The sequence below is a fragment of the Acidobacteriota bacterium genome, assembly GCA_030697165.1.
Classification (GTDB): Bacteria; Acidobacteriota; Vicinamibacteria; order Vicinamibacterales; family UBA2999; genus 12-FULL-67-14b.
The window spans coordinates 511,396-526,004 of the sequence record JAUYQQ010000015.1 but is presented as its reverse complement, the minus strand read 5'-3'; the positions used below and the strand labels follow the sequence as shown (position 1 = coordinate 526,004).

15 protein-coding genes are annotated in these 14,609 nt (G+C 66.8%); 10 read left to right on the top strand and 5 right to left on the bottom strand.

Annotation, left to right across the window (positions count from 1 at the left end):
* Positions 1–15: 15 nt before the first annotated feature.
* Together Q8T13_15945 and Q8T13_15940 are read right to left on the bottom strand one after the other, a co-directional pair.
* On the bottom strand, positions 16–1,677 hold the full coding sequence (locus Q8T13_15945) for a S8 family peptidase (GenBank protein ID MDP3719254.1): 1,662 nt from the start codon (positions 1,675–1,677) through the stop codon (positions 16–18).
* 65 nt (positions 1,678–1,742) lie between these two features.
* A complete protein-coding gene (locus Q8T13_15940) occupies positions 1,743–1,955 on the bottom strand; it encodes a helix-turn-helix domain-containing protein (GenBank protein MDP3719253.1) in 213 nt (70 codons plus the stop codon).
* 268 nt (positions 1,956–2,223) lie between these two features.
* On the opposite strand from Q8T13_15940, the gene Q8T13_15935 reads away from it, so the two are divergent.
* From Q8T13_15935 to mtgA, 5 genes are read left to right on the top strand one after another with little or no spacing between them, the layout of a single operon-like run.
* Positions 2,224–3,984: an ABC transporter substrate-binding protein gene (locus Q8T13_15935; GenBank protein ID MDP3719252.1), complete on the top strand. Its 1,761-nt coding sequence runs from the start codon at positions 2,224–2,226 to the stop codon at positions 3,982–3,984.
* A gap of 6 nt (positions 3,985–3,990) precedes the next feature.
* Positions 3,991–4,959, top strand: a complete 969-nt coding sequence (locus Q8T13_15930) for an ABC transporter permease (GenBank protein MDP3719251.1) — start codon at positions 3,991–3,993, stop codon at positions 4,957–4,959.
* The gene (locus tag Q8T13_15925; protein ID MDP3719250.1) at positions 4,956–5,879 is read left to right on the top strand and encodes an ABC transporter permease; all 924 of its coding nucleotides are present in this window, start codon (positions 4,956–4,958) and stop codon (positions 5,877–5,879) included. Before Q8T13_15930 ends, Q8T13_15925 begins: the two co-directional genes overlap by 4 nt.
* A 37-nt stretch (positions 5,880–5,916) precedes the next feature.
* Positions 5,917–7,389, top strand: a complete 1,473-nt coding sequence (locus Q8T13_15920; GenBank protein MDP3719249.1) for a M48 family metalloprotease — start codon at positions 5,917–5,919, stop codon at positions 7,387–7,389.
* Positions 7,390–7,434: 45 nt separating this feature from the next.
* On the top strand, positions 7,435–8,268 hold the full coding sequence (gene mtgA / locus Q8T13_15915; protein ID MDP3719248.1) for a monofunctional biosynthetic peptidoglycan transglycosylase: 834 nt from the start codon (positions 7,435–7,437) through the stop codon (positions 8,266–8,268).
* Here the strand turns inward: mtgA and Q8T13_15910 are convergent.
* The gene (locus Q8T13_15910; GenBank protein ID MDP3719247.1) at positions 8,261–8,857 is read right to left on the bottom strand and encodes a C40 family peptidase; all 597 of its coding nucleotides are present in this window, start codon (positions 8,855–8,857) and stop codon (positions 8,261–8,263) included. The genes mtgA and Q8T13_15910 overlap by 8 nt on opposite strands.
* Positions 8,858–8,923: 66 nt before the next feature.
* Here Q8T13_15910 and Q8T13_15905 point away from each other — a divergent pair, with 66 nt between their 5' ends.
* The 5 genes from Q8T13_15905 to Q8T13_15885 are packed head-to-tail and all read left to right on the top strand — an operon-like array spanning position 8,924 to position 11,502.
* The gene (locus Q8T13_15905; GenBank protein ID MDP3719246.1) at positions 8,924–9,457 is read left to right on the top strand and encodes an HNH endonuclease; all 534 of its coding nucleotides are present in this window, start codon (positions 8,924–8,926) and stop codon (positions 9,455–9,457) included.
* Positions 9,458–10,510, top strand: coding sequence for a gluconolaconase (locus Q8T13_15900; protein MDP3719245.1), 1,053 nt, complete (start codon positions 9,458–9,460; stop codon positions 10,508–10,510).
* Positions 10,507–10,881: a hypothetical protein gene (locus tag Q8T13_15895; protein MDP3719244.1), complete on the top strand. Its 375-nt coding sequence runs from the start codon at positions 10,507–10,509 to the stop codon at positions 10,879–10,881. The genes Q8T13_15900 and Q8T13_15895 overlap by 4 nt, the downstream gene beginning before the upstream one ends.
* Before the next feature lie 19 nt (positions 10,882–10,900).
* Positions 10,901–11,140, top strand: coding sequence for a CopG family transcriptional regulator (locus Q8T13_15890; GenBank protein MDP3719243.1), 240 nt, complete (start codon positions 10,901–10,903; stop codon positions 11,138–11,140).
* Positions 11,137–11,502, top strand: coding sequence for a type II toxin-antitoxin system VapC family toxin (locus Q8T13_15885; protein MDP3719242.1), 366 nt, complete (start codon positions 11,137–11,139; stop codon positions 11,500–11,502). The genes Q8T13_15890 and Q8T13_15885 overlap by 4 nt, the downstream gene beginning before the upstream one ends.
* Position 11,503: 1 nt before the next feature.
* Here Q8T13_15885 and Q8T13_15880 read toward each other — a convergent pair whose 3' ends face one another.
* Entirely contained in the window at positions 11,504–13,129 is a 1,626-nt protein-coding gene (locus Q8T13_15880) for a M28 family peptidase (protein MDP3719241.1), read from the bottom strand.
* An 8-nt stretch (positions 13,130–13,137) separates the two neighbouring features.
* A complete protein-coding gene (gene nhaC / locus Q8T13_15875; GenBank protein MDP3719240.1) occupies positions 13,138–14,595 on the bottom strand; it encodes a Na+/H+ antiporter NhaC in 1,458 nt (485 codons plus the stop codon).
* Positions 14,596–14,609: the final 14 nt, after the last annotated feature.

The window sequence follows — 14,609 nt, the reverse complement described above, 5'->3', positions numbered from 1 at the left end:
AGGCAGCGGCAAGCGTTAGTCGCCCCAGATGATCTGGTCGCCCCAAATGATCTGGTCGCCCCAAATGATCTGGTCGCCCCAAATGATCTGGTCGCCCCAGATGATCTGGTCGCCCCAAATGATCTGGTCGCCCCAGATGATCTGGTCGCCCCAGATGATCTGGTCGCCCCAGATGATCTGGTCGCCCCAGATGATCTGGTCACCCCAGATGATTTGGTCACCCCAGATGATCTGGTTTGACTCCACTAGGGGTCTCGCAGCAGCGGGATACGCGAAACCGCGGTCTTTCGTAAGGCTCAGACTTCCTACGATTGGAAGAACTCCGCCCAGATCTTCAAGATTCAGACTGCCGGCGCCGGCTGCCAGCAATCCGGCTGCGGGCATGAAGTCGGCGCTGGCCTGCAGTGCCAGTTTCACCTGCAGCGGCGTCAGGTCGCTGCGCCCGTCCAGTAACAGCGCCACCGCGCCGGACACGACCGCTGCCGACATGCTGGTGCCGCTCATCGAGAAGTAATCGCGCGACCCGGGGCCGTCGATCAGCCGCTCCGGATACTGCGTCATCAGGGTTGCCCCCGCTGCCGCCGTCGAGATGATCTTCGCGCCTGGCGCCACCAGGTCGGGCTTCACGATGTGGTCGACCAGCGTCGGGCCCTTCGAACTCCACGGCGCCACCTCATCGTCCGACTTGTCGGCCGTGCCCTGCGTGCGGATCGCACCGACCGTGATCGCGTAGGGCGAAATGCCCGGCGAGGTCACGCTGCCGTAGATCTGCTGGTTCTTGTCATTGGTGCCGTAGTTGCCAGCCGACGCCACCACCACCAGCCCGGCCTTGACCGCCCGCTCCACCGCCTGGCAGATCGGGTCGTCCTTGTAGCTCTGCGTCGGGGCCGCACCGAGCGACAGGTTCAGCACGCGGATGCCAAAGTCCTTGCGATAACGAATCGCCCAGTCGATGGCTTCGATCACGTCGCTGGCCTGGCCCGTGCCATCGGCGCCGAGCACCTTGAGGTTGACCAGGTGCGCCGCCGGCGCAATGCCACTCTCCGCGCCCTCTGCCGAGTTCCGGAACGACCGTGCCGCGACGATGCCGGCAATGTGGGTGCCGTGGCCGTAGTCATCGCGGCCGCGGCCGCGCCCGCTCGTGAAGTCCACGCTCGCGACGACCCGGTTCCGCAGGGCCGGGTGATCGGCAATGCCGCTGTCGATAATGGCCACCCCCACGCCACGCCCGTCGACCGCCCCAAGCGTCGCGATCGCGCCGGCCCACGCGGCGTCCGCGCCGATGGTATTGGCCGCCACCGCCAGGTGCGAGCGCACGGTCGAATCACCTGACACCGCATCCACTTCCACGTCCTGCGACAGCGCCGCCATCGCGCGCTTCGAGGCCGTGAGCACCGCTCCCGACGACAGGACCTTCTTCACCACCAGGCCATGCCGCCTGGCCAGACGGTCGATCCGTTCCTGCGACCCGGAAATGATGATGTCGATCGGCGCCGACGAGCTCGAGTTGAGGTGCGCCTCCAGATCCGACGAAAGGCGTGCGCGCCGCTCGCTGGCCGCGGCCGAGGTGACACACGCCAGCAGGAGGACCGCGATCGTGAACGCGGCGGTGGAACCGTGAAAAGCAGGTTGTGATCGGCCGCGGCGTGTGCGGGCGGTCGGCTGCAGGTTCTCCATCAGGGACTCCAAAGTCAGGACCAAGCAATTAAGTGCAAGTAACAGTCAGGCGGTGCGAGGCGGGTCTAATGGGACCCGCGCATTTCTTCAACCGAGTCCATCAGCACCCGCTGGGAGCCCCCAAGGGTGCGAATGGTGCGGAGCCGACCGTCACGGATGCGGTAGTAGACGGTGCGGCGGGAGACGGCGAGCAGCTGCGCGGCTTGCTCGATGCTCACGCTACGGCCCACCCGTGGCTGAAAATCTGGTCCGCTGTAGGTCAGCGTTTGAACGTCCATGAACGGTGCTCCTTGACCGACAGACATCGCACGGGCGGTGCCACCCGGACCGTGGCGACCGCCACGTTCGGCTAACTGATTGCATCGGCAGGGTTTGGTGTTCTACGATGCGGGCGGTCGCGCTTCGGGCCGCCCCCGAACTACGGCCAAGCCGTTGCCCGGCCCGGGTCAGCGGTGCCACGAAATACTGTTCTGCACGCAAACCGGGCGAAATTCGATCTCCGTGCACGCGTAAAACCGGCCAATCTATTGGCCGACTGGACAAGAAGTGAACCGACAACCGCGGGCATTGCTGAGCGTTCTGCTGGTGGGCGTGATGGCGTTCATGGGTTGGCGCTGGTGGTCCAGCCAACAACCAGCCGAGGATTCGGGTACAGAAATTGTTTTCTCCGACGTCATCACCCGTGGCGGCGTGCTCAGTTCCTCGCTGCGCAGCGAGCCACGGACGTTCAACCGGTGGGCCGACCAGAACTTCGCGACCGACCTGATCTCCCAGCTGACGCAAAGCAAGTTGATTCGTGTCAACCGCTCGACGCAGGAGATCGAACCGGCGTTGGCCGAATCGTGGACCGTGTCCCCGGACAATCGCACCTTTACCCTCACGCTGCGCGAAGCCGCGTGGTCCGACGGAACCCCCTTTACCTCGGCCGACGTCGTGTTCTCGTTCCAGGCCATTTATGACCCCAAGGTCAACAGCGTGCTCGCCAGTTCGCTACGGGTGGGCGGACAACCCCTTGCGGTGGCCGCGCCCGACGCGCGAACTGTTGTCATTACCTATCCCGGGGCCTTCGGGCCGGGCATCGCCCTCCTCGACAACCTGACGCTGGCGCCGAAGCATAAGCTGGAGGCGGCGCTCGCCGCCGGCACGTTCCCGCAGGCGTGGGGCGTGGCCACGCCCCTGACCGAGCTGGTGTCGCTCGGGCCGTTCGTCCTGACCCGCTACGAGCCAGGCCAGCGGCTGATCTTCGACCGCAACCCGCGCTACTGGAAGAAGGACGCCGCCGGCGTCGCCCTGCCGTACCTCGATCAGCTCGTGCTCGAAGTCGTGCCGGACCAGAATGCGGAGCTGGTGCGCCTGCAGTCCGGGCAGATCGACATGCTGCAGCAGCAGGTGCGCCCCGAAGACGTTGCCACGCTGCGGCCGCTCGTGGACCAGGGCCGGCTCCAGCTGCTGGAGCTTGGCGTCAGCACCGATCCCGATCTCTTCTTCTTCAACCTGCGCCCGCAGCAGTGGGCCAGGGACCCGCGCGGCAGCTGGATGTCGCGCAAAGAGTTCCGCCAGGCGATTTCGCACGCCGTGGATCGCGAGGCGTTCGCCAACACGGTGTTCCTCGGCGCCGGCGTGCCAATCTGGGGACCCGTGACGCCCGGAAACCAGAAGTGGTTCTCGCCCAACGTGCCCCGCTACGCGCACTCGTTGGACAAGGCGAAGGACCTGCTCGCCGGCCTGGGCCTGGCCAACCGCGATGCGGACGAGTGGCTCGAAGACGAGAAGGGCACGGAAGCCCGCTTCACGCTGCTGACCTTCCGTGGCAACTCCTCGCTCGAACGCGGATCGGCGGTGCTGCGCGAGGATCTCCGGCCGCTCGGCATTGCCGTGGACGTGGTCGCCCTCGAGCAGGGTGCGCTCATCCAGCGCTTGGTCAAGGGCGACTTCGAGGCGATTTCATTCTTTATCTCGTCGAGCAACCTCGATCCAGCCATGAATCCAGACTTCTGGCTCAGCTCGGGTTCCGCCCACATCTGGAATATGGGCCAGGTCACCCCCGCGACCGAGTGGGAGAAGCAGATCGACGACCTGATGCACGCGATGACCTCCAGCACCGACCAGGATGAACGCAAGCGCCTGTTCGACCAGGTCCAGAACATCTTCGCGGACAACCTGCCGATCATCTACTTCGTCGCGCCGCGCATGCACATGGGTGTCAGTGCCCGCGTGGGATCGATGTCGCCGACCATCCTGCGTCCGCAGTTGCTGTGGGCGTCTGACACGATCACGGTGCGCTCGCCGGCCGCGACGGGGCAGTAGCGGCGTATGGGACGCTATCTCCTGAGGCGTCTCGGGTTCGCCCTGTTGCTCGTCCTGGTCGTCTCGTCCGCCTCACTGCTGCTGACCACGCTCGCCCCCGGCGACATCACGTCCGAACAGGCCCTCTTTCTCGATCCGGCCGCGCTTGCGAAACGCCGCGCCGAACTCGGACTGGAACGGCCGCTGGCGGTGCAATACCTCGCGTGGTTGGGTGGCGCCGTCCGGCTCGACTTCGGCCGCTCCCTGCTGTACTCCCGGCCGGTGACCGAACTGGTCGGCGAACGCGCACTCAATACCGCGGTGCTCGCGCTGGTGGCGCTGCTGCTGGCGACCGCCATCGGCTTGCCGCTCGGCGTCTACTCCGGCAGCCGCTCGCGCGGCCTGGGCCGCGCCGCGGTGCGCGTGCTGTCGGTCCTGGCCTTGTCCATTCCACCGCTCATCGGCTCGCTGGCCCTCGTGTTTCTCGCCGCCCGCACCGGCTGGCTGCCGGTCGGCGGCATGACCTCGTCTGGCGGCATCGACCTCACCTGGGCGCAGTGGCTCGGCGACCTGGCCCGCCATCTCCCGATCCCGGCGCTCGCCCTGGCCCTGCCGCTGGCGGCGACCCTCGAACGGCTGCAGTCGCAGGCCATTGAAAAAGCCGTCCGCGAACCCTTCGTCATCGCCAGCCGCGCGCGCGGCGTCGGTCCTGTCCTGGCCATCGTCCGCCACGCCTGGCCCGTGTCGCTGCGCTCGGTGCTGGGCCTCTACGGCGTGATGATCGGGAGCCTGTTCAGCGGCTCGTTCGTGGTGGAGGTGGTCACGTCGTGGCCGGGCCTGGGCCGGTTGATGTACGACGCGCTCAAGGCACGTGACCTGTATTTGGTGGCCGGCTGTGCCGCGAGTGGCGCCTTCTTCCTGGCCGCCGGGACGTGGATCGCCGACGCGCTGCTGGCGATTGCCGACCCGCGGGTTCGCTCGCAGGAGGCGCGGTGACCCGCCGCGCCGCGTGGTTCGTGATCGTGCTGGCCTGCTTGTCGCTGGCGGCGCCGCTGCTCGCGCCGTACGAGGCCGGCCGCGGGTTTCGCGACTTCCTGCACGCCCCACCCATGCGGCCGCACTTCCAGGGCGCCGGCGCGCCCGTCGTGCATCCGGTTGTGCTGGCGGATCGACTCGAACAGCGTTTCGAGAGCGACCCGACCCGAACGTTGCCGCTCCCGTGGTTCGGCCAGGTCGACGGTCAGCCGGTCTTCCTGCTTGGCGCCGACAACTTCGGCCGCGATGTGCTGTCGCGACTGTTGTACGGCGCCCGCACCTCGGTCGGCCTGGCCCTGCTCGCCACGCTCGGTGCAGTCGTGATCGGCGCGCTCGCGGGTGCGTGGGCCGGGTTTCGCGGCGGCTGGATCGACGACACGATCATGCGAGCCGCCGACTTCGTGTTGATCCTGCCTGTCATCTACGTAGTGCTGGTGCTGCGGTCGGTGTTGCCCCTCGTCTTGCCGGCCACGACGGTGTTCGTGCTGGTGGCCGCAATCTTCGTGGCGGTGGGCTGGCCATTCGTGGCGAAGGGGGTGCGCGCCATTGTCGCCGCCGAGCGCGATCGCGAGTACGTGCAAGCCGCGCGCTCGCTTGGCGCCGGGCCGGGACACATCCTGCTGCGTCACCTAATGCCCGCCTGCTCGGGCCACCTCGTGGTGCAAGCCACGTTGTTGCTGCCAGGCTTTATCCTCGCCGAGGCGACGTTGTCGTTCATCGGCATGGGATTCCCCGATCCCGTGGCGAGCTGGGGCAACATGCTCGCCGAGGCCGGCAACTACAACGCGGTGGCCAGATTTCCGTGGACCCTCGCGCCGGCCGTCGCAATCTTCGCGATCGTGTTGGCCACCAATGTCGTCGCCGATGACCGAAAAGCGTGACAATCGGCCTTGGTACGAGGGTTGCACTGCCCGGGGCATGAGGAAGGCAACCTGCATCCTTTTGGCGGCAGGGCTCGTGGCCTCTGCGGCGTGCGCCACCAACCCCGTGACCGGCAAGAGCCAGATGTCTCTGCTGAGCGAAGCCGAGGAGCAGGCCATTGGCCAGCAGCAGGACGCCGAGATTCGCCGCGAAATGGGGGTCTACGACGACCCCGCCCTGCAGAACTACGTCAGCGAAATCGGCCAGGAGCTGGCGCGCGCCTCCCATCGTCCCAACCTGCCGTGGACCTTCACCGTTGTCGACAGTCCCGCGATCAACGCCTTCGCGTTGCCCGGCGGCTACATCTACGTCACCCGCGGAATCCTCGCCTACCTGGACGACGAGTCGGAGTTGGCGGGTGTGCTTGGACATGAGATTGGCCACGTCACGGCGCGGCATGCGGCGCAGGCGTACACGCGCCAGGCGCAGGCGGGCATTGGCCTTACTATCCTGAGCATCTTCGTGCCGGGCACGCAGCCGTTCACGGAGCTGGGCGCCGCGGGCCTCAGCGTGTTGTTCCTGAAGCATGGCCGCGAAGCGGAGATCGAAGCGGATCGCCTGGGCGTGGAGTACGGATCGCGCGCCGGCTGGGATCCGTCCGGCGTCCCGCGATTCCTGGCAACGCTCGCCCGCGTCGACGCGCTCAGTGAAGACGGCGTGCCCAACTGGTTGTCCACGCACCCCGACCCGGGGACGCGCGTTGGGCAGGCCACTCCGGTGGCCGGGAAGTTTGCCGCGCCAACCGCGAGCCGCACGAATCGCGACCAGTATCTCGACCGCATTGCCGGCCTGGTTCATGGCGATAACCCGAAAGATGGCATTGTGCGCGGCAACGTGTTCCTGCACCCGCTGCTGCGGTTGGGGCTCACGTTCCCGGAAGGGTGGGATGTGATCAACTCGCCCGAAGCGGTGATGGCACGAGAGCCCGGCACCGAGCACTACATGGTGCTGCAGGAAGTCGAACAGCCGCGGCTCGCGGGCCAGGCCGCCGGCGCCGGGGGCGGCCGTTCGGTCGGTGACGTGGCCGTGGCGGCCATGCGGGCCGCCGGCTACAGCGTGGTGGACGGCCGCATCGAGCCGATCAACGGCCAGCCGGCGCACGTGGGCCTCTATCGTGGCACCGCCAAGGGAACGGGCAAGGTGCTGATGCGCGCCGCCCATATTGCCGTGGGGCGGCAAATGTACGTCGTGGCCGGGTTTGCCCCCGAAGCCGAGTTCAACCTGGTCGATCGCGACGTGGTGCAGGCCATCCAGTCGTTCCGCATGCTCACCGCTGCGGAAGCAGCGAGCGTGCGGCCCAACCGGGTTGATTTCTACGTGGTCCGCCCCGGCGACTCGTGGCAATCGATCGCCGTTCGCCAGGGCAAGAGCATCGTGAACGCGGCGACGCTGGCGATCATGAACGACCACGACGTGAGCGTGCAGCCGGCCGCCGGCGATCGAATCAAGATCGTGATTCCAGGGGTCTGAGCGCGAGTCTGCGCCGCCAAAGGGTCTGACCCCTATAATCCTTACGTGGCGCGCTTCGCGAAGTCGGTCGCAAGACGAGTCTTCAAGACCCTGGCCGCGATGGCGGCCCTGGGGTTCGCCTACGTCGCCTACGTCTACCTGACGCTGCCCGATGTTCGTTCGCTGGCCGGCACCAATCCAACCACGACCGCATTCATGGAGCTGCGCGTGCGCGAGGCCGAGCGCGCCGGACGCAAGTTCCAGATTCGCCATCGCTGGGTGCCGTACCACCAGATCTCCGCCAACCTGCGGCGCGCCGTGATCGTGACCGAGGACGCGGCCTTCTTCGATCACGACGGCATCGACCTGAACGAGCTGAAAGCCTCGCTTGAAAAGAACTGGGAAGAAGGACAGCTGCTGCGCGGCGGCAGCACCATCACGCAGCAGCTCGCCAAGAACCTTTACCTGTCGGAGTCACGCAACCCGATGCGGAAGGTCACCGAGCTGTTGATTGCGCGCCGGTTGGAGGCCGCACTCACCAAGCGGCGGATCTTCGAGATCTACCTGAACATGATCGAGTGGGGCGACGGCATTTTTGGCTGCGAAGCGGCCGCGCGCGCCTACTTCGGCGGTCCGTGCGCCGCGCTCAGCGTGAACCAGGCGGCTCTGCTCGCCGGCGCCATCATCAATCCGCGCGTGCACAGCCCGGCCAAGCCGACGCGCCGGTTGCTGCGCCGCCAGCAGATCATCATCAGGCGCATGGGGATCAAGGAGGAGGCGCCGCCGCCGGCCGCCGTGCCGCCGCCGGCCGAGATGCCGTTGCCGATTGATCAGACGCCGCCGGAACCACCACCCCCGCCGGTTCCGCAACCGTTCCCCAAGCCACCCGGGTTTAACTAACGCGCTTGGCGCCGACGAACCGGCTCGCCCAGTACTGCGCGCCCAGGCTTTCCACGCGCACGACGCCACGCTCGCTCGGCGCGTGAATGAACTGGTTGCCGCCAATCATGATGCCGACGTGCGAGGCCCCCGGGGCCACCGTGCTGAAGAACACCAGGTCGCCGGCCTCCAGGCGGTCGCGGCTGATTGGCTTACCCACCTGATATTGCTCGCGAACCGACCGCGGCATGGGCACGCTGTGCTGCTGGTAAACGTAGCGCACGAAGCCGCTGCAGTCGAAGCCGTTGGCCGGGTCGCCGCCGCCGTTGCGATAGGGGGCGCCGCGCAGCGAGAGGGCGGTGCTCGACAAGGCGTAGCCGTCGGTATTGGCCCCGGCCGGCAGCCCGCTGACCGGGGCGGTACCCGGCCGCCCAGGAGCCGCCGGCGGCGGGACCACGCCCGGCCGGGCGCCGGCCTCAACCGGCGCGGGCGTCGCCCCGGTGCCGCCAGGCATCGGGAACGGTTGTGGCTTGTAGACCATGCCGCCGGAGCTGGCGCAGGCGGTCACGAATACCGTCATGACGGTGGCAACAAGAACCCGGGCCATCATTCCCAGCTTATCGGCCGCTGTGCCGAATTGTGTAGTCCCGCTAGATTCATGGCACAATGCGCGTAAATGGAGCAAACGCTCCTCCTTAACGCGACCTACGAGCCGCTGAAAGTCGTCAACTGGCAGAAGGCGGTGACGTTATGGTGCCAGGGCAAGGTCGAGATCATCGCGCATCACGACCGTGAAGTCCGCGCGGTGTCGTTCGCCCTCAAACTTCCCTCCGTCATCCGGCTGTTACGGTACGTCCGCATCAAGAAGCGATTCGACTACGTGCCGTTCTCGCGGGCCAACATCTATGCCCGCGACGAGTTCACCTGCCAGTACTGCGCGGAAGTGTTCCCGACCCAGGAGCTCACGTTCGACCACGTCGTGCCGGTGTCGCAGGGCGGCCGCAAGGACTGGGAAAACATCGTCACGTGCTGTGTCACGTGCAATCGGCGCAAGGGTGGCCGCACGCCAGCAGAGGCGCGGATGCGGCTCAAGAAGCCGCCACGGCGGCCCATGTCGGCGCCCGCGATCCGCATCACGATTGGCCTGCGCAGCGCCCCTGAAAGCTGGCGCGACTACCTGTACTGGAACCTCGAGTTGGACGACACCTAAGTGCCGGTTTTGACAAGCCTCGAGCCGGTTCGCATTGTCGAAGGCGGACGGCTCTGGCTGCGCGGCGAGGGCTTCCCCCAGCCCGAATCGACTGCTGAACTCGTGACCATTGGCGGCTTGCCAGCCCGCCTCGCCTTTGCCGCGCCCGACCGGCTCGCGGTGATCGTTCCCGCCGGTGTTGAGGGTGGCGAGGCCCCCGTCAAGCTGGCGTGGGTGCCGGGTGCCACGTTGTACGCGAAGGCGGGCGCGTTGCTCGCGACGGGACTGCACCAGGTCGACAACCCGGTCCTCGGCGCCGACGGCGCCCTCTATGTCACCTATAGCGGTTCGCGCGGGCAGGAAGCGTCCGTGTCGATCTTCCGGATCCCCGCCGGCGGCGGCGCGCGCGAGCCGTTCGTGCACGGGCTGGTCAACCCGACGTCGATGGTCGTCGGTCCCGATGGCCGGCTTTACGTCTCGAGCCGTTTCGAGGGGCGTGTCTACCGGGTGTTTGACGATGGTAGTTACGAGGTAATGGCGTCGGACCTGGGTGTCGCCTGCGGCCTGGCGTTCGATGCGGACGGGTCGCTGTACGTGGGTGACCGTGGCGGCACCATCTTTCGGATTCATCCGAGCGGCCGGACCGAGACCTTCGCGACCGTGCCGTCGAGCGTCGCGGCTTTCCACCTCGCTATGTCGCCCGATGGATACCTCTACGTGTCGGCGCCGACCCTTGCGACCTACGACTCGGTACGACGGATTAGCCCGAACGGTGCGGTGGAGATTCTGCCGGTGCCGTTTGGCCGGCCCCAGGGACTGGCCTTCGACGCAGCCGGCACCCTGCACGTCGTCGAGGCGCTGGCCGGCGCGAGTGGTGTCTACGCGGTCCGCCCTGACTCCCCGCCGGAGCTGATTGTGGCGGGCGCCGGGCTGGTGGGCCTGGCTTTCGGTCCTGGTGGACAGATGGCCGTTGCTTCGAACGAATCGGCCTATCTGTTTCCCGCCGATGCGGCGTCCGGCTTCTTGACCGCTGAAGCCTCGGCGAAGGTGGTCAGCCGGACCACTCCGGCATGACCGTCCTGCTCGTGCTGCTGGTCATGCTGGCCGGCCTGTCGCTTGGCCTTCGCACGACCTCCGTGCTCCTGCCGCCGCAGACGCATCCACTGGATCGCATGGCGCTGTCGATTGTTGCCGGCGCCCTGTGGGCCGCGGTCGTGTTCGAAGCCTCCAGCAGCTATCGCGTGTTCGACCTCGGCCTGGGCCTGATGCTGTCGCTGTCGCCGGTCGGGGTGTTCGACCTCGCCAAGTGGTGGTTCCGTTCGCGGGGGCGACGATCCGGGTGGTTAAGGGTCGCGGGAACGCCGGTCTGGCTGCTGGCGAGCCGTTGGGTCTTCCTGGCTGCTGTGGCTGGTGGCGGAGTAGTACTGGTCGCCAAGGTCATCTGATGATGTGGTATGATGACGCATGCGAACGATCATCGAGCTTCCCGCCGATCAGGTCGAATCCCTGGATGAATGGTGCCGTCGCGAAGGTGTTTCGCGAGCCGAGGCGGTCCGCCGAGCTGTAGCCGATCACCTGCAAAAGCACCACACCGTTGGCGCCAAGCGTGCCTTCGGGATTTGGCGTGACCTGGCTGAAGACGGGCTGGCCTATCAGGAGCGCCTGCGCAGCGAGTGGGATGACCGGGAGCGTGGCTGGTCTTGAAGGCGCTCTTCGACACCAACGTCCTGATCGATTACTTGAAGGGCATTGAGGCTGCTCAAGCGGAACTCGGTCGATACCGTCACCGCTTGATCAGCATCGTGACCTGGGTCGAGGTCCAGGCCGGTGTCCGCAACCCCGAGGAGGGCGACGTCGTCGAGATGTTCCTCCGCGACTTTCGCGTCGTCGACCTCACGCGCGCCATTGCCCGGGATGCGGCGGGGATTCGTCAGGCTTCGCGGATTCGCGTACCTGACGCCCTGATCTGGGCCACGGCACGACATGAATCGGCGTTGCTCGTCACCCGCAACACCAAGGACTTTCCGGCGGACGAGCCGGGCATTCGCATTCCGTACCGCGTGTGAATTACTTCGGCCGGCCGTCCTGGTTGGCAAGCACCCAGCTCGTCTGATGGACCAGTCGAGCGACGCGCTCCAGCTTCTCGTAGTTGATCTTCTCGGGCCGGTCGTACTGCGTGTGGTAATCCGGATGGAGGCCCGTGTGAAACCACACCGCTGGCACGCCCATCTGCAGGAACGGCCATTGATCGCTCCGGCGCAACAGGTTCGAGCTGTTGTTGTCGTAGCGCATCTTCAATTCGAGCCCGATCCCGACGGATGACCGATTGGCGCGTTCGACGGTCGCGCTCAACTCGGGGTGACGGCTGTAGCCCAGGATGTTGACCGCATTGCGGTTCGACTCCGCCGTCTGCACCTCGAGGCCGTTGAAGCGAGGGCCGCCGCCGACTTGCACTTCTTCGTTGCGGCCAATCATGTCCATGTTGAGCACGGCCACGGTTCGCTCGAGCGGGAACGTCGGATTCTCGGTATACGCCCATGCGCCGAGCAGCGGACCGCGCTCTTCCGATCCCCACGCGGCAAACAGCACCGAACGGCGAGGCCGCTGGCCGGCCGCCGCCGCCAGCGCGTACGCGTCGGCGATCTCGATCAAGGCCACCGTGCCCGACCCGTCATCGTCTGCACCGCTGTAGATCACGCTGCCGTCCGCGCCTTCGTGGTCGTAGTGCGCCGAGACGATCACGACCTCGTCCTTCAGCTTGGGATCGGCGCCTTCAACGAACGCGAGCACGTTGCGGTCGGGGACGATGTGGCGGTTGACCGCCGTGGTCAGCGTGACCTCGACCCCCTCCAGGGGCACCCCGCTGAACCCGCGCGCGGTTTCGGCGGCTCTCGACAGGTCGAGCAGTGAGCGGCCGGTGCCGCGCACCAGTGTTTCCGCCAGCGCGGGTGAGATCTGTCCCACCGGAATCCGCACGCGATCGGCCCAGCTCGCCAGCGTGAAGCGATCGACGCGCGGCGCCTGTGCCGGCCAGAAGTTGCGGGCGGCCGCCTCGAAGTTAACGGGCGCCGAGTGGTTGTGCACGTCGGTGACGAACAGCACGCCGACCGCGCCCTGTTCCTGTGCGGCCATGGCCTTCTTGATGGCCACCGCGACCTCGGCCGTGACCACGCCATCGAACGGGCTCTTCGGATCGCGCTCGCCGGGTTCATGCTCGAGGACGAGCGCGATGCGGCCTTTAACGCGATCGCCGTAGTCGTCGTAATCAAGTTTGGGCGCGTGAATGCCGAAGCCGGCGTAGACCACCGGCGCCGTCACCGATCCGCTGGCGCTGAACCGTTGCGGATAGAAGTCCTGTTCGGGTTTCAGGTGGAGTTTCGCGCCGCCGGGCAGTGACGCCGTCAGCGCGTTGCCCGTGCCGAGGGTGGCGACCATCAAGTGGGTCGTCTGGATAAACGACCCGTTCGGCGCGCCCGGCTTGAGGCCCGCCCGCTCGAACCGTGACCGCACCCAGTCCGCGGCGAGCGCGTTCTCGGGTGTGCCGACGAGCCGGCCCTTGAAGCCGTCGCCAGCCAGGAAGAACAAGTCGGCCTTGAGCTCCGCAAGGCGGATGGAGTCGTTGTACGGCGCCGCATCTTGCGCCGTCACTGCGCCCGCGCCGAGCAGGATGAAGAGCAGGGTCAGTCGTTGCATGCCGTGCCTCAGACCGCTTCCGATGGCGGGATCTTTTCGATCGTGAATCCCGTGAAACCGTAAATTGCCGACACGACCGGACTGATTAAGTTGAAGAACGCATAGGGCGCATAGGCGAAGGTGGCGACGCCGAGGGTGGTCGCCATGAAGGCGCCACAGGTGTTCCAGGGCACGAGCGGCGAGGTCATCGTCCCGGCGTCTTCGAGGGCGCGCGACAGGTTCTTCGGATGCAGGCCGCGACGGGCATATTCGGCACGGAACATCCGGCCCGGCAGTACGATGGCCATGTATTGGTCGGAGGCGATGATGTTCATGCCGAACGTGGTGACGAGGGTTGCGGTGACGAGCGAGCCGGTGCCGCGGACCATGCTGAGAATGCCGGCCGCGATCTGCTGCAGCATGCCGGTGGCCTCCATGACCGCGCCAAAGGTCATCGCCATCAGGATCAGCCACACCGTGTTCAGCATGTTGGCCATGCCGCCGCGCGACAGCAGGTCGTTCAGCGCGGCGTTCGGCGACTCGAGCTTGAAGCCGTCGAACAACGACATCCAGGCGCCTTTCACCAGGGCCGCCCATGCCGGCAAGTCCGGCGAGGCGGCGTAGCTCGTGACCACCTGCGGTTGAAACACCACCGCGAACAGGCAGCCGACCAGTGATCCGATCAGCAGCGCCGGGAAGGCCGGCATGCGCCCGACCACCAGCGCGAGCACGATCGCGACCGGAATCAACAGGTGCGGCCCGACGACGAACGTGCCGGCCAGCGCGTCCATGATGGCGTTGACCTGGGCGGTGTCCTGCGGCGGCGTGATCGTCAGGCCCATCACCACATACAGAATCACCGCGAGCACCAGGCTCGGCATCGTGGTCCAGAGCATGTGGCGGATGTGCGTGAACAGGTCGGTGCCCGCGACCGCCGGGGCGAGGTTGGTGGTGTCGGAGAGCGGCGACATCTTGTCGCCGAAGTAGGCGCCGGAAATCACTGCGCCGGCGGCCAGCCCGGGGTTGATCCCCTGCGCCATGGCGATGCCGATTAAAGCGACGCCGACCGTCCCGGCCGTGGTCCACGAACTGCCGGTGGCGAGCGAGACGAAACAGCACAGCAGGCACGCGCTTGGCAGGAAGATCGTCGGCGAGAGCAGCATCAGCCCGTAGTAGATCATCGTCGGCACGGTGCCCGACAGGATCCACGATCCGATTAGCGCTCCGACCGTGAGCAGGATGAGGACGGCGCCGAGGGCCAGCGAGATCCCGTGGACGATCCCCTTCTCGATGTCCTTCCACGCGTGGCCGTGCGCGGTGCCGATCAGGATGCCGACCCCGGCCGACAGGACGAGCGCGATCGGATTGGCGCCGCTCGACGCGCCATCACCAAACAGCGCCACGGCTGACGACAACAGGCCGATCAGCACCAGGACGGGAACCAGCGACCAGAGCAACGTGGGCGTACGGGGCGGCAGTGTGGACATGAGGTGGTCGGGAT